Origin of the sequence: Paraburkholderia sp. (assembly GCF_049581445.1) — a bacterium.
Classification (GTDB): domain Bacteria; phylum Pseudomonadota; class Gammaproteobacteria; order Burkholderiales; family Burkholderiaceae; genus Paraburkholderia.
Genome location: NZ_JBAURZ010000294.1, coordinates 44,269 through 60,758, shown reverse-complemented (window position 1 = coordinate 60,758; position 16,490 = coordinate 44,269). Strand labels below are relative to the sequence as shown.

General features: G+C 61.2%; 17 protein-coding genes. 9 read left to right on the top strand and 8 right to left on the bottom strand.

Translation table 11 applies throughout. The features are described from left to right. Positions 1-131 precede the first annotated feature (131 nt). Positions 132-980 carry a DUF2092 domain-containing protein gene (locus WCA85_RS24570; RefSeq protein ID WP_424067454.1) on the bottom strand — a complete coding sequence of 283 codons (849 nt, stop codon included), beginning with the start codon at positions 978-980 and terminating at the stop codon, positions 132-134. A gap of 950 nt (positions 981-1,930) precedes the next feature. Between WCA85_RS24570 and WCA85_RS24565 the strand changes: the two genes are divergently transcribed. Beyond that, the gene (locus WCA85_RS24565) at positions 1,931-2,272 is read left to right on the top strand and encodes a helix-turn-helix domain-containing protein (protein WP_424067453.1); all 342 of its coding nucleotides are present in this window, start codon (positions 1,931-1,933) and stop codon (positions 2,270-2,272) included. Between the two features lie 40 nt (positions 2,273-2,312). Here the strand turns inward: WCA85_RS24565 and WCA85_RS24560 are convergent, their stop codons facing one another. Then, positions 2,313-2,597: a hypothetical protein gene (locus WCA85_RS24560; RefSeq protein WP_424067452.1), complete on the bottom strand. Its 285-nt coding sequence runs from the start codon at positions 2,595-2,597 to the stop codon at positions 2,313-2,315. Positions 2,598-3,070: 473 nt separating this feature from the next. On the opposite strand from WCA85_RS24560, the gene WCA85_RS24555 reads away from it, so the two are divergent. The 5 genes from WCA85_RS24555 (at position 3,071) to WCA85_RS24535 (ending at position 7,698) form a co-directional block, all read left to right on the top strand. Beyond that, positions 3,071-3,733 carry an NADPH-dependent FMN reductase gene (locus WCA85_RS24555; RefSeq protein ID WP_424067451.1) on the top strand — a complete coding sequence of 221 codons (663 nt, stop codon included), beginning with the start codon at positions 3,071-3,073 and terminating at the stop codon, positions 3,731-3,733. Positions 3,734-4,175: 442 nt separating this feature from the next. Further along, positions 4,176-4,394 (top strand): transcriptional regulator, encoded by a 219-nt coding sequence (locus WCA85_RS24550; RefSeq protein WP_424067450.1) that lies wholly within the window; start codon positions 4,176-4,178, stop codon positions 4,392-4,394. A 97-nt stretch (positions 4,395-4,491) separates the two neighbouring features. Continuing rightward, complete coding sequence (locus tag WCA85_RS24545; protein WP_424067449.1) at positions 4,492-5,400, top strand: ferritin-like domain-containing protein; 909 nt, start codon at positions 4,492-4,494, stop codon at positions 5,398-5,400. A gap of 25 nt (positions 5,401-5,425) precedes the next feature. Further along, positions 5,426-6,880: an indoleacetamide hydrolase gene (iaaH, locus tag WCA85_RS24540; RefSeq protein WP_424067448.1), complete on the top strand. Its 1,455-nt coding sequence runs from the start codon at positions 5,426-5,428 to the stop codon at positions 6,878-6,880. Positions 6,881-6,957: 77 nt separating this feature from the next. Continuing rightward, positions 6,958-7,698, top strand: a complete 741-nt coding sequence (locus WCA85_RS24535) for a CDP-diacylglycerol diphosphatase (protein ID WP_424067447.1) — start codon at positions 6,958-6,960, stop codon at positions 7,696-7,698. 103 nt (positions 7,699-7,801) lie between these two features. Here WCA85_RS24535 and WCA85_RS24530 read toward each other — a convergent pair whose 3' ends face one another. Continuing rightward, on the bottom strand, positions 7,802-8,296 hold the full coding sequence (locus tag WCA85_RS24530; protein ID WP_424067446.1) for a MarR family winged helix-turn-helix transcriptional regulator: 495 nt from the start codon (positions 8,294-8,296) through the stop codon (positions 7,802-7,804). A gap of 284 nt (positions 8,297-8,580) precedes the next feature. Beyond that, positions 8,581-8,751 (bottom strand): hypothetical protein, encoded by a 171-nt coding sequence (locus WCA85_RS24525; protein WP_424067445.1) that lies wholly within the window; start codon positions 8,749-8,751, stop codon positions 8,581-8,583. Between WCA85_RS24525 and WCA85_RS24520 the strand changes: the two genes are divergently transcribed. After that, a complete protein-coding gene (locus WCA85_RS24520; RefSeq protein WP_424067444.1) occupies positions 8,750-9,559 on the top strand; it encodes an Arm DNA-binding domain-containing protein in 810 nt (269 codons plus the stop codon). The two genes, WCA85_RS24525 and WCA85_RS24520, sit on opposite strands and share 2 nt — an antisense overlap. Here WCA85_RS24520 and hpnJ read toward each other — a convergent pair. Continuing rightward, positions 9,531-10,952: a hopanoid biosynthesis associated radical SAM protein HpnJ gene (gene hpnJ, locus WCA85_RS24515; protein WP_424067443.1), complete on the bottom strand. Its 1,422-nt coding sequence runs from the start codon at positions 10,950-10,952 to the stop codon at positions 9,531-9,533. The genes WCA85_RS24520 and hpnJ overlap by 29 nt on opposite strands. Before the next feature lie 531 nt (positions 10,953-11,483). On the opposite strand from hpnJ, the gene WCA85_RS24510 reads away from it, so the two are divergent. Continuing rightward, on the top strand, positions 11,484-11,825 hold the full coding sequence (locus tag WCA85_RS24510) for a hypothetical protein (RefSeq protein WP_424067442.1): 342 nt from the start codon (positions 11,484-11,486) through the stop codon (positions 11,823-11,825). 111 nt (positions 11,826-11,936) lie between these two features. On the opposite strand, the gene WCA85_RS24505 is transcribed toward WCA85_RS24510, so the two are convergent. Then, a complete protein-coding gene (locus tag WCA85_RS24505; protein ID WP_424067441.1) occupies positions 11,937-12,701 on the bottom strand; it encodes a PP2C family protein-serine/threonine phosphatase in 765 nt (254 codons plus the stop codon). Positions 12,702-12,770: 69 nt separating this feature from the next. On the opposite strand from WCA85_RS24505, the gene WCA85_RS24500 reads away from it, so the two are divergent. Then, positions 12,771-13,562: a phosphate/phosphite/phosphonate ABC transporter substrate-binding protein gene (locus WCA85_RS24500; protein ID WP_424067440.1), complete on the top strand. Its 792-nt coding sequence runs from the start codon at positions 12,771-12,773 to the stop codon at positions 13,560-13,562. Positions 13,563-13,604: 42 nt separating this feature from the next. On the opposite strand, the gene WCA85_RS24495 is transcribed toward WCA85_RS24500, so the two are convergent. Continuing rightward, positions 13,605-15,617 carry an acetyl/propionyl/methylcrotonyl-CoA carboxylase subunit alpha gene (locus WCA85_RS24495; RefSeq protein ID WP_424067439.1) on the bottom strand — a complete coding sequence of 671 codons (2,013 nt, stop codon included), beginning with the start codon at positions 15,615-15,617 and terminating at the stop codon, positions 13,605-13,607. Positions 15,618-15,693: 76 nt separating this feature from the next. Further along, positions 15,694-16,479, bottom strand: a complete 786-nt coding sequence (locus WCA85_RS24490; protein ID WP_424067438.1) for an enoyl-CoA hydratase/isomerase family protein — start codon at positions 16,477-16,479, stop codon at positions 15,694-15,696. Between the last annotated feature and the right edge of the window lie 11 nt (positions 16,480-16,490).

Sequence of the window (16,490 nt, the reverse complement as noted above, 5' to 3'; positions counted from 1 at the left end):
GCCCCCTCCACCGCCACCACCGCCGTGAACGCTCGTGCGCGCACCGCCGCGAACACCAAACGCGAAGGTGGTCACCGACGTCGCCGAAAACGCAATGGCGAGTGCAATGCCTGTCAGTCGCATCAGTGGTTTCATTGCGCACCTCCCTGTTGGTCGTCGGCCGATGAATTGGCGGGCCGCATTGGGATCTCGTGCTCCCCTGGGCGCGGGTGGAACACGAAGGTCGCGGCATCGAACGACGGATCGAGCGTCCATTGATAGTTCACCGCGTGCTGGGGCCGCGAAGGCTGTGTCGTGTCCGTGACGACAAACCGGCACGGCAGCGGACGCGAGCCTGTTTGTATCCACAGTTCCCAGTCGAGACCGGGCTGTTGATAGGCGTAGTGGTTGCACCACTTGCCCTCGACCTTGTCGAGCCCGATAAACAGCGCGGTTGTCAGCGCCTTTTCGTCATCCGACTGTTGCCCCCAGTAAAACAGGTCGACCAGCGGCAACTGAACGCCGTACTTCTGGTCTGCGTCCGTAATCAGTTCCCTGATCGTGGGTGGGGCCGGCACCCTGCTGTAGTAGTTGTGGGTGTCGTTAAAGAGCACGAAGGTATGGCCGTCGTAGATAAAACCCTTCGGCGCGCGACTGCCCGTGACTACCACCCGGACCTTGTTGGGACGCTGCACCGACATCTCCGTGCGATGCAGAAAGCCGACGTTCTGGCCAGTAGTGAGGACCGCATCCGTCACGCTGTCCGCCACGATTCGAAAGCTCTTCAGGCTACGCAGATAGCTCCCGAGCTTGTTCAGCGCATCGACCGCCTGCTGCTGCATCTCCGGTTGCGCCTGCACCGGCTCGTCGCTCCCCGAAGCAGCTGCCTGGGCGAACGCGGCTTGCGAGCCGCACAGAGCTGCCAGCGCGGTGCCGACCATGACGATCCGCCCGACGAGCAAGGCGTGACGTTTGCCACGACGCGTAATAAACAGGTTCACAGTGTTCTCCTAAATCGCCGAAACATTGAGCTGACCGGAATACCGACCCGACTGCGTTGCCGGCATTCGCTGAAATCCAGTCGGTCCTACGGCATGCTCATACCAGGATTGCGTTTTGACGAATTGCGCCTGCGCCGCACGGCTTTTTCCTATGGATATTCCAGACGCAAATTATCTTATGCGGCAAATCAAAAGACATTTTTAGCCTATTAATCAACGACGACGAAACAAACGTTTCTGAACGGAAATACGCCGGCGCCCCGGCAGGCGGTAGCTGGGTCTGGTCCGCGCTTTATGCAGGCAAGGGAAGGCAGAGACAAACAGTCATACGACACTCCTGACACAAACGTAGTAGGCGCACGACGAACTGTGCAGAATGAACCATTTCAAAATCATCAGACGGTTTTAAGCTATCAGTGGATGCTAGCAAACGTTTTAGGGGACTTCAAGCCCCATTCAGGGAAAACACAATTTGAAATATTCACCTCGATTGTTTCATTCCAATATAACGTCCGGGTCGAATTTCTCTTCAACAGGATCATAGAAAACCGAATTAGCCCGGCAGCGCCAGTATTTTTTATCTCAACCCGACACAATCAATACAAAATGATTTATTAATATTGATATTCGCCATGTCCGTTTGCGACTGGCGCTGGCCCGGCGATCACGGGCGGTGTCCCCAACGAACCGCGCTATCTGCAGTACCCGCAATCCTGTTGCTTCACATCGTGAGCGATACGCCTCGCACACCACGCGGCAAGCCAACGCTTTGTCTGCGAACGGCGGCGTGAGCGCCCAGGCGCCGCGGTGACGGGCAACAAGAGCACTTGAACGCAGATGCGGCAGATGCTTCGCCGATAGCCCGACTCTCATGGACGGTCACTCCGATGCCCTTGCGAACCGAAGCGCTTCCGACTGTTGCACGAAGAATCAGCGCGGGCCAGATGCTCATGGATGGCTCATCGGTCAACGCGGTGGCCGAGGCGCTGCATCTGTCCACGGCCACCGTCAAGCGTTACAAGGCCATTCTTGAAGACGGCGGCCTTGCTGCGTTGAAGCAGATGAGCGTCGGCGGGCGCTCCTCTGCGCTGGACGCCGCTGCGCTCGAATGGATTGCGGCGGCGCTGCGCGGTTCGGCTCGCGAGCACGGCTTTCCCAGCGACGCATGGACCAACGCGCGCTTACGCGAGCTGATCGAGACGCGCTTTGGCGTGCGTTACTCGCGGGTCTACGCGTGGCAGATCGCCACCAATCTTGGGCTCGGAGACCGGCTATCGAAATCGAGCCGCTGAGCGGGGCCGTTCGACGAACAGCGGCCCCACGCCGATGGCCTCACGCGCGCCACACGTCCTTTAGTCTGCCGAACTCCGCGGGTCGGGTGTACGAGCGATACAGTTCGCCGACGGTGCCGATCGCCAGTGCCGGCTTGAGCGTCGCGCCAGGCAGCGCCTGGGTGATCCAGTCGTAGGCGTTCATATCGCGCTGCGCGGCGTGAATCGCATGGGTCAGCGCAGTTAGCGCCGCGTCGGCCGAGTGGTTGCCGAGGTCCGTAAAACATTGTTCGAAGGGGTGCCTGGCCACAAGCGTGGCGCGCAATTCGGACGGTCTTTGGCTCACATGGTGCTCCTGCACGGTTGGACCCCTCTCGTTTACCAGCCGCATGTGACAGCACGTTGAGAGCTCCGCAAGAATTGCCGCTGTCTCGACCGGATCCCGCCACTTCGTCTCTCCGCGTAGCGGGCCATCGAAGCGTGTGCACAGACAAAAAAGAGCCCCGTTACCGAGCGATAACGGGGCCAAGTCCCATGTCAAGGAGTGTCATGGAGGAGACGAGCCAATCTTAGCCGCGCCTCCGGTTTGCCGCCAACCAAGCGATTCAGCTTTGCTTATCCGGCCCCGCTTCGGCTGCATTCCACGCGCACTGCAGAGGGTGCCCGGCAGATAACCCTCCCGGCGTATATCGTTAGAACGAAAAGTCGCTTCGTGCTGCTACCATCGGTCACTAAGATGGCGGTATCGCTGCTGTTTCGGTCAAGTCTGCGCGCAGTCCCGCGCCACACCCCGAAAGCCGCCAGAGAAGGAGCATTTCGTTGACCCGTTTCGATCAAAATCGCCGGCCACTCGTTATCGGCATCGGCGGCACGACACGCGCGGCATCGTCTACCGAGCGCGCGCTGGGCTTTGCCTTGCGCGGCGCGGAAGCAACCGGCGCCCGCACCCGTCTGTTTGGTGGCACGTTCCTGCATAGCCTGCCGCACTACGCCCCTGAAAACCCGGAACGCACGGACGCCCAGATCGAACTGATCGAAGCCGTGCGTCAGGCCGATGCGCTGATCATTGCCACGCCTGGCTATCACGGCGGGGTCTCCGGCCTCGTGAAGAACGCGCTGGACACGCTGGAAGAACTGCGTGCCGACGAGCGCCCGTATCTGGATGGCCGTGCGGTTGGCTGCATCGTCACCGCCTACGGCTGGCAGGCCGCGGGTTCGGTGCTCACGTCGCTACGCTCGATCGTCCACGCCTTGCGCGGTTGGCCCACGCCGTTTGGCGCCGGCATCAATACGCTCGAGACGCGCTTCGAGAGCGTGGATACCTGTTCCGACCCGAAGGTGGTCGACCAGCTCGCGACCGTCGGCCAGCAAGCCGCGCAATTCGCCCTGGCATTTAGCGCACAGCACGCGCCTGTTGAACGAAAGCCGGCCCACAGCGCTTCCGAGGCACACAAAAGCAAGGTGCTGACGCTAGCAAGATAAGTGCTGCACCGCTCGCTGAACGCGAGCAGAAAATCACTGCCATCAAACGCAAGCCCATTGACGATACTTCTCGCGCAATGGGCTTTTTTATGCCTGAAAACAGGGGCGAAAGACTGCGCGTCAGGCGGCCAGTGTGCGGAAAACCGCGCCCGGAAGTAGCGCATGCGTCAGCGCAGGCAAACCGTACTCTCGAGCGTGTGCAAAACCACAGACGGTACAAATTGCGCGCCGGATAGTCGTCACAACGCATCCGGGACCGCCACCTCCGACCATCCGAATCCACGAAGACCGTTTCAGGTCCACTATGATTTGCTTGCGACGAAAGATTGGTTCACTCGCAAGGCCGGCCAGCCTACGCTTGACCCCGCCCGCTCATTCACCGATCGGTACCCTGCGTCTGTCATTCCTTGCAACGCACGTAGGCACGATCATCGCCATCACCATGAATCGACAACACATTCAATACAAGGGTTACGAGGTCGCTCCGGTGGCCCAGCCATTGCCGAACGGCCTGTTTGCCGCCAATCTGACCATCGAGAAAGCTAGCGCCACGCAGCATCACGCCTACTCATTCGACGCGCTCGATTATTTTTTCGACGAGGAACACGCGCTCGCCTACGCATTCCGCTGGGGACGTCTGTGGATCGACAGTCATCAGTGAGCCAGTGACGCACCGCTGTCCATTGCGTTTCGCAACGCGTTTTAAAAGGCTGTGACAGAATAGGCGGCACTCCCCGCTTGCCCTTTTTTTCGCCGCCATGTCCGACACCCTGACAGACGCAGCCGAAGATCGCGCCCTGCGTCACTGGACGTTTCGCGATCCCACGTCACGCGTGAAGATTGGTTCGGAAGCACACCTGCAGATGTTCTGCAGCATGCTTCTCGAAACACACAACCCTTACAAACCCGCCGTGATCGACTGGCCGCCATTACCGGCGGACGTGCTGGCGCGCCTCACCGCGTTGCCGATCTGGGATATGGCGGTACAGACCGAAGGACGCGCCACGATTCGCGTTGCCAGCTACGCGGCGGGCATCACCGATCCTCTATTGCGCGCCGCCCTCGACATGGATTCCGCCGAGGAAGCGCGCCACAAACTGGTGCTCTCGAAGCTGGTGGCCGCGTATGGCATCGACCTCGCCCCCGAGCCGGAATACCTGGCGCCACGCGACCGGGAATGGGCGTGGATGGTGACCGGCTATAGCGAGTGCATCGACAGCTTTTTCGCCTTTGGCCTGTTCCGCTCCGCGCAGCAGTCCGGCTATTTCCCGGAGGAGCTCGTGCAGACCTTCGAGCCCGTGATCCAGGAAGAGGCGCGTCACATTCTGTTCTTCGCCAACTGGGTGGCGTGGTATCGGTGCACCATGCCCTGGTGGCGTCGTCCGTGGCACTCGCTGCGGGTCGGCGCGATCTGGATCTATCTGGTGTGGGAACGCTTGAGCATCGCCCGAGGCATGGACGCCGACGGCGGCACCCACGACTCGAATTTTCTGCCTGCGAGCACCGAGACCTTCGGCGACGCACTCGATCCGCGAGAGCTGTTCACGCTGTGCCTCTCAGAGAACGAGCGGCGCATGAGCGGGTACGATCCGAGGCTGCTGCGGCCCACGCTGGTCCCAACACTGGTACGCTTCGCCTTGCGCTTCATGAAGCGACGCAGCCCCTGAGCAACCCTATGAGGAGACCTCACGCATGACATGGACCGTCGACGAACAGTTGGCCCTCACGGCAACCGAAGCCGTAGCAGCAATCCAGACCGGCCGGCTGAAAGCCACGGACTATGTCGCGACACTGCTCGCCCGCGCTGCCGCCCTGCAGACGCTCAATGCACTCACCGCGCTCAATATGGAAGGGGCGCTCGCCGCCGCGCGGCATATCGACAGCCTGTCCGCGCAAGCGCGCGCGGCGTTGCCGCTGGCGGGCCTGCCGGTGGTCATCAAGGACAACATCAACACCACGGGTCTTCTGACCTCTGCGGGGACGCCCGCCCTCGACGGCTTCGTGCCGGATAACAATGCGCCATCGGTGCAGCGGCTGCTCGACGCGGGCGCCATCGTGCTTGGCAAGGCCAATATGCACGAACTCGCGTTCGGCATCACCAGCACCAATCTCGCGCCGCATGCCGGCGCAGTGCGCAATCCTTATGACCCGGGACTGATTCCAGGCGGCTCGTCGGGCGGCACCGCCGCGGCCATTGCCGCGCGCATCACGCCCGCGGGACTGGGCACCGACACCGGCGGGTCCACACGTATTCCTGCTGCGCTGACGGGCATCGCCGGCTTTCGTCCCTCGGTCGGCGACGGCGGCGCTGAGCGGCGCTATCACGATCCGAATGCGGTGGTGCCGATCAGCCATACGCGCGACACAGTCGGGCCCATGGCGCGCACCGTTGCTGATCTCGCGTTGCTCGACGGCGTCATCACCGGCGACGGACCGTTGCCTCAGGTGACGCTGACGGGCTTGCGCATTGGCCTACCCGCTCCGCTCTGGGACGACCTCGAATACGCGCTTGAGGACGTGGCGCGCGCCGCCCTCAAGCAGCTCGAAGCGGCAGGTGTTACGTTCGTGCCCGTGGCGATGGACCAACTGCTCGATCTGAATGCGCAGGTCGGCTCTGCGATCGCCATTTATGAAGCGCGCGAGGACGTGCCCGCATGGCTCGTCGCCAACAACGCGCCGGTTAAAACCGTGGCAGAAGTCGCGGCCCGGATTGCCAGTCCAGACGTGCGCGATGCCTACGACGCAATTCTTGCCAACCCGTTCGCCAATCAGTATCAAACGGCACTTACCGTGCTGCGGCCGCAACTTCAACAGCACTACGCGGATACCTTCGCCGTGCATCAACTGGATGCGCTGCTGTTTCCCACCACGCGCCTGTGCGCGGTGCCGATCGATCCGCTGGCCGGCTCCTCCACGGTATCGATCAACGGCGCCGCGCCCATCAACGAAATGAACGCTTTTCTGCGCAATACCGATCCAGCCAGCAACGCTGGTATCCCGGGCCTGTCGCTGCCTGCAGGTCTGAGCGCCGAAGGCTTGCCGGTTGGACTCGAACTGGATGGCCCGCGCGGCAGCGACCGGCGCCTGCTGGCAATTGGTGTGGCGTTCGAGCAATTGCTCGGCGCGTTGCCTGCACCGACGCTCTGATGCGGGCGCGCGAAATCTCGCGGGCGGCTCAGCCGACCCGCGCTCTCCCTTGGCCCCGCGCATGCGCCCGCTTCTTCATGAAGCGCGCAATCGGGATCGTTGCGGTCACGGTCGCGGCGACGAGCTGCGCGCAAATCGCCGCGCTTGATCCGGATGCGCTATGGAAAATCGTCGGTGGACAATGCGTGCCTCAGGAGCAGGCGATGGGCCGCCCCGGCCAATGCACGAGCGTGAATCTGCCCGAGCACTATGCGATTCTCAAAGACATCAGCGGCATCTCGCAGCACTTGCTGATCCCGACCGAACGCGTGACCGGTATCGAAAGTCCCAGCGTGCTGGAGCCAAATGCGCCGGAATACTGGGCGGACGGATGGAATGAACGCAAGGTGGTCGCGGATTCACTGGGGGAACCGCTCGCCGGCAATCAGTTCGGACTGGAAATCAATTCGAAGTACCGGCGCTCGCAGCAGCAACTGCATATCCATATGGACTGCATGCGTACGAACGTGATCGAAGCATTAGCTTCGTATCACGATGCCCCGCTCGGGAAATGGAAATGGGACACGCTCGACGGCGCGCGTTACCGCATCATGCGCGTGAGCAGCCTGACCCACGCCAGCAATCCATTTCGTATCGTCGCGCGCGATCATCCCGGCTCAGAGGCCATGGCCACCCAGACGATTCTCGTCACGGGCGCAGGGCCTTCGCCTGACCAGGACGGCTGGCTCGTCGTCAATAGCGGTATGGATGTAAACGACGGCTCCGGCACGGCCGAGGGTCTGCTCGATCACCACTGCCTGCTGGCCGAAGCGCATTAGCTTGTGCATGGGCCATCATGCAGCGGCGCACTGAAAAGCAGAGGCGTGGCGAGGCGCACGCGTGGCGCACGCCGCGCCACTCCACGCCGCGCCAGCAACGCGGTCATTCCGGCTCGCCCGGTGCACCCTCCACGGCCAGGCTCACCAGCCAGCGCCGGATCACGCTTTCTTCCTCCGCATCGAAGCCGGTCAGCATCTGCTGCTCGATTGCCTTGACGCGAGCGCGGCATTGCTTGAGCAACGCTTTGCCCTGATCGGTGACATCGATATGTTGAATGCGGCCGTGCACCGCATGCGGGCGGCGCGCAATGGCGCCCGTGCGCAGTAAGTTCGCGACGATCACGCTGACCGTCTGCGGCGTCAGCATCGCGAGCCGCGCGACGTCCGCATTGGATAGCCCAGGATACGCGACCAGCATCGTCAGCACCATGAATTGTGGGGGCGTCACGTTGACGTCAGCGAGTGCGCGCTCCATGCGCAACCGGTGCGCCGCGCCTGCCTGACGCAGCAGATAGCCGATATATCCTTCTTCGCCGCGTTTCCCCTCGCCGATACGGGGGACGTCTCGCCGTTCCTGCGTGGCCGAGGTCTTGCGCATAAGTCAGAGCATTTGCCTGATGAGTGTTCGACCTCTGATATTAACCGGTAAGTACGCCACGATGGCAACGCGCCAAAATCCCCGCCGTTACGCGCTATGCGTCTTTTCGCCAATGCTTTGCGAAACAAATTGGTTCGCTCGCGGCGTGGCTTTCCGTAGTCTTGGCCACAACGCGCCTGTATGGCGCCAAAGCTTTCCCCTTTATCCAGCACCACTTGCGCAACTGATGGCGATCTACCTCGACGACACCCAACGCAAAGCCTGTCGAACGCTCAGGAGGCTTTCTAGTCAAGGGTTACAGCGAATGGTTCAGGCGGTATGGACTCACTGCGGTTGCGCATCCGGTGGCTGGCGTTAGCTCCGATCGCTTCCGCGAAAAGCCGCCAGCTTCCATCGGTTTTGCAGGTAAATTGCAGGTGAAACGCATGGTAGTTGTCCGAGATGGAGTTCGCCATGAAGCTCACCTGTCCGCTCCTGTTAAACGCGAAACCAAAAGCGAAGCCCTATAACCTCACCGACCGCGATTCGATGTATCTATACGTATCGATCGCGGGTACGAAGACGGGGAAGTTCGACTTCCGATTGGACGACAAGGCTTGCACGTACACTCTCGGGCGCTTCCGCGCCCTATCGCTTCATGACGCACGAGAATTGCGAGGCAATGCCGCTAAGCTCGTCGGGGCCGGCATCCATCCCAAAGCTCATCAAAGGCAACTCCAGCAACAGACGATTGCCCATCACAAGCACACGTTTTGTGCCTGGCTGTCGACCCTGGCATGCGGCGTGCGCTTCACCGAACAACTCCAAGGCGTCCCCGGCATGAACGTCGCTTCGACAGCTCGAAGAGCCTTTGATTTGATTGGACGGAGCATCGATCGAGACCATCTGCGATATTCGGAGGGGTCAAATGAGAACGTCATACGCCTGGTTGAGCGCAGTCGTTCTGTTCATGCTGCTTACAGGCAACGCGAATACCTGGGAAGAAACCCCGAATCTGCGTGTCAACTACCTCGCCTACCCCGTGGCCTGAAACGGACGCACGATCACAATCGGCGCACGATTTCAGGTACCGCTAAACGTAATTCCACGATGCTTCCCCGACATTCGCGTCTCAACGACGACAAAAATCAGCTTTTGACACAGGCAGTCACCGTGAACGGAATGATGTGCAAGCGCGCTATTCCTCGACAGGCCGAGTATGGTCGAGTCGAGTGTAACGCGGTCACATCGGGCTTCATCCCTCGCGCGCCCGGAGAAATCTGAAGAACTCCACCCCTTCTTGCAGGCGCCGCTTCATCATTTCCCAACTGACCAGCATCTCGCGGACGATTTCCCAGATTTTCGTCGGTCTAAAGTAAAAGCGCTTGTAGAACTCCTCCACGCTTTGATAGATCTCTTCGCGCGACAGGTGTGGATAGTCTAAAGCTGAAGCCTGTGCGCCTGTGGAGCTGACGAGGGTGATGACCTTGCTTTCTTTCAGCCATCCATTCTCAAGCGCTTGTTTGTGAAGAGTCGTGCCGGGATAAGGCGCAGCAAGCGACACCTGGATTGTGTGCGGATTGATCTCTTTCGCGTATTCGATCGTCTGCTTAATCGTTTCACGCGTTTCGCCGGGAAGCCCAACAATGAATGTGCCGTGAACCTTAATGCCGAGCTTATGGCAATCAGCGCTGAACTGGCGTGCGAAATCGGTTCGCACGCCTTTTTTGACGTTCACGAGAATCTGATCGTCGCCGGATTCGTAGCCGACGAGTAAAAGACGCAAGCCGTTATCCTTCATCACCTTAAGTGTTGAATAAGCGACATTCGCTTTCGCGTTACAGGACCACGTCACACCTAACTTTCCAAGACCGCGAGCGATCTCTTCGGCTCTTGGTTTGAAGTCGGTAAACGTATCGTCGTCAAACATGATCTCCTTGACCTCGGGCATGTTGTCCCTGATCCATTTCACTTCTTCGAGAACGTTTTCGACCGAACGGGTGCGGTAGCGATGGCCCCCGACGGTTTGCGGCCACAGGCAAAAGGTGCACCTTGATTTGCACCCGCGCCCCGTGTAGATCGACACATACGGATGCTTGAGGTAGCCACTGAAGTAGTTCTCGCTCTTGAGATCCCGCTTATAAATGGGCGAGACAAATGGCAGCTCGTCCATGTCTTCAAGGATGGGTCGGGCTTCGTTGTGCATGACGCCGCCATCGGGCAGACGATAGCTGAGCCCGAGAATCGACTCGAACGGAAGCCCTTGCGCTATCTCGCGACAGGTGAAATCGAATTCCTCGCGGCATACGAAGTCGATTGCCTCGCTTGCGGTCAGCGAGCCGTGAGGGTCGACAGCGACTTTTGCGCCAACCATCCCGACGAGTATCGTTGATCTACGTCGCTTCAAATGCTCTGCGAATCGGGTATCGCTCGGGAACGACGGGGAGCTCGTATGAATGATGACCAGGTCGTACTGCTGAGCGATATCAAGGGACGCTTCCAGGGACAGGCCATCGGCTGGAGCATCCAGGAGGCGACTACCCTCGACCAGCGCAGCGGGCTGGGCGAGCCACGTCGGATACCAGAATGATCGAATCTCGCGCTTCGTTTGGTAACGTGAGCCCGCCCCGCCATCGAAACCGTCAAACGAAGGCGCCTGCAGAAACAACGTTTTCATAGATGCTCTCAAGGAAGATAGTGTGTTTCCGCGAGACGAGTCACCCGCAGGGACCTGCCGCGCACCGGGAACGCTCGCGATCTGATACATGCCCTCTAAAAGAGCCGTTCGCCGGATACTTCGGCAAACGAAAAGACGATCAAGAATACTAGGACTAGGGAATTTTGCATCGCAAACCGGGTTTTCACCTAGTTAATTGTTAAAGGACGGACGTGATCACACTAGACGCAATTGCCGCGTAGATCGAATACGCACCGAAAGGATAGATCGCTGATGGCGAGGCGCTGAACAACTTATACCCCCAAAACCAACTCGTAATCTGTATTCTGGAGCCTGTCGAAGTTTTGAGCCTCGTCGCCGATTTGCAGAACCGCGACCTCTGGCCGTGTGCAACATCACGCGCGAGATGAAAACCAGGCTTAGTGCGGTACGCAACAACTCGACCGCCGTGCACCGCACGGTGGGACGGCCAACGGGCAACGGCGCGATTCCGCGCTTTGCAGCGCGGTTGCACCTCAGCGGGTGGCGAATATGAATGAGGGTCGAAGCGATATGCAAGGTGTGCCGGTCGGCGGCGGTCGCCACATTAGCCCGGCGGAATTCTTGCTGATGTCGGGCTTTCTTGCATACCGGGCTCACCTGGCGCCGCTTGCTGCTCGCGCTGCGGCCCGACGGATTCTTGATGCCGTTTTTCGGGCCGCGGCGGCTAGCGGGTTCGTTCACTCGGTCGTTCTGGACACGATGATGGCGGACGAGGAAAAATCTCCGTGCATGTGGACGCTTGCGGAACAGGCCACCGCTGCCATCGGCGATACGACAACATTCCTGCACGTGATTCGGGGCGCCGACATATCGTTGCAGGGCGACCTGTAAAACGAAGCCATCAAGGAACGTCCGCGCCTCCGGGGGTTCTTTCCTCCGTCCCTCCAATTCTTGACACGCGCTACTTGCGCTGTGCCACCAGTATCTCGAAGGTATTTGGAATCACTGCCGGCCGCGGGACGCTGTCCCAGTACCGATCGAACAGGCCGCGAACCAGGCCTGCACGCGGGTCAGTTCGACGTCGCCCGGTTCGGATAATGGCTTGCCCGATTCGACGCGCAGACTGGCGACGTAATCCGCCGCCAAATCGAGCATGGCGGCGCTGAAATCGCCGGTCCGATGCGATAACCCGCTAAAGGTGCGTCGCGTGGAGATCAGTCCCGCGCAACGGGCCTTGAGCGAACGAACAGGGCCACGAGCGCCAGCGTGTGTTCGCGGCAGGCGGCGAGAAAAGCGTCCAGGTTGTTCCACGCCTGGCGGCGCGCGTCGTCCGAAATGCGTCACGTCGCTAGGCTGGCCGTGCACGTGATCGCGGGTAAGCTGCATGAACCCGCCCTTCTCCTGCACGTAGACGCGGCTGTCGCCGACCCAGCCGCACAGCACGAACTGCTGGTCGTGCACCAGCAGCGCGACGGTCGAACCGATCACGTCGACCTGGCGCTCGACAGCGACGGCGCGCAACTCGGCGTTGACCTGCTGCAGGCTGTCCTCGACCGCCGCGACGAATTCGTAGACACTGCCTTCTCGCTTCAGTTCGCCCAGCCGCTCGACAATCAGCGCGCTTGCCAGGTCGCCCGCCGCATGGCCGCCCATGCCATCGGCAACCACCCACAATCCGAGGTCTTCGCGGATCAGAATCGCGTCTTCGTTGCGGTGGCGCACCTTGCCCGTTTCGGTGTGGCCCGCGGACCGGCAATGGGTCGTCATGCGCCGACTCTGATGACGGCCAGCGAGCGTTCGACACGCGTCAGCGCCTGATATGCCAGAATCGTGAGCATGATCCGAGTCGCCGCCCTGCCAATGTACAACGTCACTCCCGCCCTCGCCGCCGACTGGCGCGCGTGGCTTGGCGATGTCTTGCGCGCGGTCGACCCACAAGCCCGTATCGTCGACCCTGGCGACGACCTTCACGCATTCTGGCGACGTCCCGACCTGCTGATCTCGCAGACCTGTGGTTATCCGCTGGTGAAAGGCCTACACCGCCAGGCTCAATTGATCGCCACGCCGCACTTCGATGCGCCGGGCTGCAACGGTGCGGGTTATTCGAGCGTGCTGGTCACCCGCGCGGGTTCGTCCCTTGCCACGCTCGCCGCATGCCGGGGCACCCGCGCGGCCTACAATCAGGACGATTCGAATAGCGGCATGAACGTGTTTCGGCACGCCGTCGCGCCGCTTGCCCAGGGTGGACGATTCTTCAGCGAAACCATCCGCACTGGCTCACATCTCGGCTCGTTGCGCTCCGTGGCGAGCAACGAAGCGGACGTGGCGGCGATCGACTGTGTAACGTATGCGTTCGTATGCGATGCGTTGCCGGAACTGGCGCAGCAAGTGCGCCAGATCGGTTGGACCGCCGCCTCGCCGGGGTTGCCGTTGATCGCCGCGCGCGATGTCCCGCAACCAACGATTGAAATACTGCGCGCCGCACTGCACGAAGCGATAAGCACGCAGCCCGAACGTGCTGCGCGGCTACGCATCAAGGGATTTTCGGCGCTGTCATTGAACGACTACGCGCGCATCGAACAACTGGAAAGCGAGGCGGAAGCGCTTGGCTATGCGCACCTCGCCTGATCCGCCAGCGAGCCAGGAAGCGAAGCAACGCGTTGCGTTGCCTCAGCCTACATCCAGCACCAGTAGTTGCGCCCCATCCGCCACCTGATCGCCCACGGCATAGAGCACTTCCGACACGGTACCCGCCGCCGGCGCTCCGATCGTGTGCTCCATCTTCATCGCCTCCATCACGATTAGCGGCGTGCCCTTCTCGACTACCGTACCTGCTTCCACCAGCACGGCGATCACCTTGCCCGGCATCGGCGCGGTTAAACGCCCTTCGCCATGTTCGGCGTCCGCGGCATGGGCCAGCAAGTTTTGCCATTCGAAGGCCTGCGCCTTGCCGAGACAAAACACGTGAAACACATCACCGTCGACGAACACGCGGCCCGTGACGTGCACATCGCCCAGCGTCGCGCCAAACTCGTGCGCTCCCGTGCCGCTCCACCAGGTGAAGCTGGCGCGCTCACCCTTGTAGTCAAGCGTCGGCACCGTGCCGTCGCGCCCAAACGTGGCGACGAACGCAGTATCGTTCTCTACGTCGCGCCATGCGAGCGTTTGCTTGTAGCCACCGTTGAGGCGCCAGTGCGACAGCGCGTCCCACGGCGAGGCGCCATGCGCGGTGCCGCCCTCACGTGTCAGCAACGCCGCGCAAGCGAGCGCCAGCGCCTCGCGGAACGGCTTGTTTCCGGGCGCAAATAGCGCATCGTGATGCCGTTCGATCAGCCCCGTATCCAGATCGCCCGTCGAGAACGGCTCGCTCGTCACGATGCGTTGCAGGAATTCCACATTTGTATGCGGACCGACCACCTCGCAGGCGCGCAGCGCGCGGCTCATACGTGCCAACGCTTCGGCACGCGTAGCGCCGTGGACGATCAGCTTCGCGATCATCGGATCGTAGAACGGCGTGATCGTGTCGCCTTCGCGCACGCCACTATCGATGCGCACCGCAGCGCGGGTGCTGCCCGCACCGATGCTGAACTCGACACCCTCAGGCATACGCAAATGCTTGAGCGTACCCGTCGATGGCAGAAATCCACGGGCCGGATGCTCCGCATAAATACGCGCTTCAATCGCATGACCGTCGAGCTTCAACTGGTCCTGTGTCAACGGCAAAGGCTCGCCGAACGCCACGCGCAACTGCCACTCGACCAGATCGAGCCCGGTCACCATTTCGGTGACCGGATGCTCGACTTGCAAACGCGTATTCATCTCCATGAAATAGAACTGGCTGGAGCCGGTCATAATGAACTCAACCGTCCCCGCGCCCACATAATTCACGGCGCGTGCAGCCGCCACCGCCGCCTCACCCATCGCCCGTCGCAATTCCGCGGAAAGCCCCGGCGCAGGCGCCTCTTCCAGCACTTTCTGATGGCGGCGCTGCACCGAGCAATCGCGATCGAACAGATACACGGTACCGCCCTGTTGATCCGCAAACACCTGTACTTCGACGTGACGCGGCCGCGTCAGATACTTTTCGATCAGCACACGGTCGTTGCCAAAACTGCTGGCCGCTTCGCGCTTGCATGACGCCAGCGCCGCCGCAAAATCTTCGCTGCGCTCGACCACCCGCATGCCTTTGCCGCCACCACCTGCGCTCGCCTTCAAGAGTACCGGGTAGCCCATCGAATCCGCTTCGTGTTGCAGCAGCAGCGGATCCTGGTCGTCGCCGTGATAGCCGGGCACGAGCGGCACTGCTGCTGCATGCATCAACGCCTTGGCGGCCGCTTTCGAGCCCATGGCTGCGATGGCTGCAACCGGTGGTCCGATAAACACAATGCCTGCCGCTTCGCACGCTTGCGCGAAGTCCTCGTTTTCCGACAGGAAGCCGTAGCCCGGATGCACCGCCTGCGCGCCTGTAGCAAGCGCCGCTGCGATGATGCGCTCGTAGCGCAGATAGCTCTCAGCCGCGGTTGACCCGCCAATATGCACTGCTTCATCGCACGCGGCGACGTGCTTCGCGTTGGCGTCCGCATCGGAGTACACCGCCACGCTCGCAATGCCGAGACGCTTGCAGGTCGCGGCCACACGGCAGGCAATTTCGCCGCGGTTCGCGATCAGGATCTTGTTGAACATGAGGTGTCTCGGTGAGGTGTCCAGAGTATTACGTTTAGGACTGTTGTTCTGCCGGATGCCGCGTTCACTGGCAACGTTAATTGCGCCAAGCCGGCGCGCGTTTTTCAAGGAACGACGCAACCCCTTCGCGGCCTTCCGCGCTGGCGCGTACACGTGCAATGCGTGCGGCCGTCTCTTCGATCAGCGCCGCGTCCAGTTCGTGGCCCGCGATATCCTGCACGAGCTGTTTGCACGCGCGCACCGCATGCGGGCCATTGGCGCATAGCGTATCGGTAAGTTGCTGCACGGTCGCATCAAGCCGGTCTTCACTGACCGACTCGCTTACGAGGCCCAGACGCAGCGCAGTGGCGCAATCAAACAGTTCAGCCGTGGTGAAGTAACGGCGCGAAGCCTGTTCGCCGAGCGCGAGGATCACATACGGGGCGATCGTCGCGGGAATCAGACCCAGACGCGCTTCGGACAGACAGAAGCGCGCGGTATCCACCGCCACCACAATGTCACACGCGCAGATCAGCCCCATTCCGCCCGCGTACGCGTCGCCATTGACGCGCGCGATCACCGGCTTGTTGCAGCGGTAAATCGCCGAGAGCATTGCGGCCAGGCGCAGGGCATCAGCGTGGTTCTCCTCATCGGAGTAACCCGCCATCTTCTTCATCCAGTTCAGATCCGCGCCCGCGCAGAAGGCCTTGCCGTGCGCGGCCAGCACCACCGCACGCACGTCGTCGCGCTGGTCGAGCGCCTGAAACGCGGCAGTGATTTCCGCAATCATCGTTTCGTTGAAAGCGTTGCGTACGTCCGGGCGGTTTAGTGTGACTGTCACCACCTGCCCCGCAAACGTGACGCTCAAAGTTTCGTATTGCATCTCGACTGACT

Excerpts from the sequence above, each read along its gene's own strand:
- WCA85_RS24565 (WP_424067453.1), top strand. The coding sequence starts at position 1,931 with ATGGATGGCTCATCGGTCAACGCGGTGGCCGAGGCGCTGCATCTGTCC.
- WCA85_RS24550 (WP_424067450.1), top strand. The coding sequence starts at position 4,176 with ATGAATCGACAACACATTCAATACAAGGGTTACGAGGTCGCTCCGGTG.
- WCA85_RS24545 (WP_424067449.1), top strand. The coding sequence starts at position 4,492 with ATGTCCGACACCCTGACAGACGCAGCCGAAGATCGCGCCCTGCGTCAC.
- iaaH (WP_424067448.1), top strand. The coding sequence starts at position 5,426 with ATGACATGGACCGTCGACGAACAGTTGGCCCTCACGGCAACCGAAGCC.
- WCA85_RS24535 (WP_424067447.1), top strand. The coding sequence starts at position 6,958 with ATGAAGCGCGCAATCGGGATCGTTGCGGTCACGGTCGCGGCGACGAGC.
- WCA85_RS24530 (WP_424067446.1), bottom strand. The coding sequence starts at position 8,296 with ATGCGCAAGACCTCGGCCACGCAGGAACGGCGAGACGTCCCCCGTATC.
- WCA85_RS24520 (WP_424067444.1), top strand. The coding sequence starts at position 8,750 with ATGAAGCTCACCTGTCCGCTCCTGTTAAACGCGAAACCAAAAGCGAAG.
- WCA85_RS24525 (WP_424067445.1), bottom strand. The coding sequence starts at position 8,751 with ATGGCGAACTCCATCTCGGACAACTACCATGCGTTTCACCTGCAATTT.
- hpnJ (WP_424067443.1), bottom strand. The coding sequence starts at position 10,952 with ATGAAAACGTTGTTTCTGCAGGCGCCTTCGTTTGACGGTTTCGATGGC.
- WCA85_RS24510 (WP_424067442.1), top strand. The coding sequence starts at position 11,484 with ATGAATGAGGGTCGAAGCGATATGCAAGGTGTGCCGGTCGGCGGCGGT.
- WCA85_RS24505 (WP_424067441.1), bottom strand. The coding sequence starts at position 12,701 with ATGACGACCCATTGCCGGTCCGCGGGCCACACCGAAACGGGCAAGGTG.
- WCA85_RS24500 (WP_424067440.1), top strand. The coding sequence starts at position 12,771 with ATGATCCGAGTCGCCGCCCTGCCAATGTACAACGTCACTCCCGCCCTC.
- WCA85_RS24495 (WP_424067439.1), bottom strand. The coding sequence starts at position 15,617 with ATGTTCAACAAGATCCTGATCGCGAACCGCGGCGAAATTGCCTGCCGT.
- WCA85_RS24490 (WP_424067438.1), bottom strand. The coding sequence starts at position 16,479 with ATGCAATACGAAACTTTGAGCGTCACGTTTGCGGGGCAGGTGGTGACA.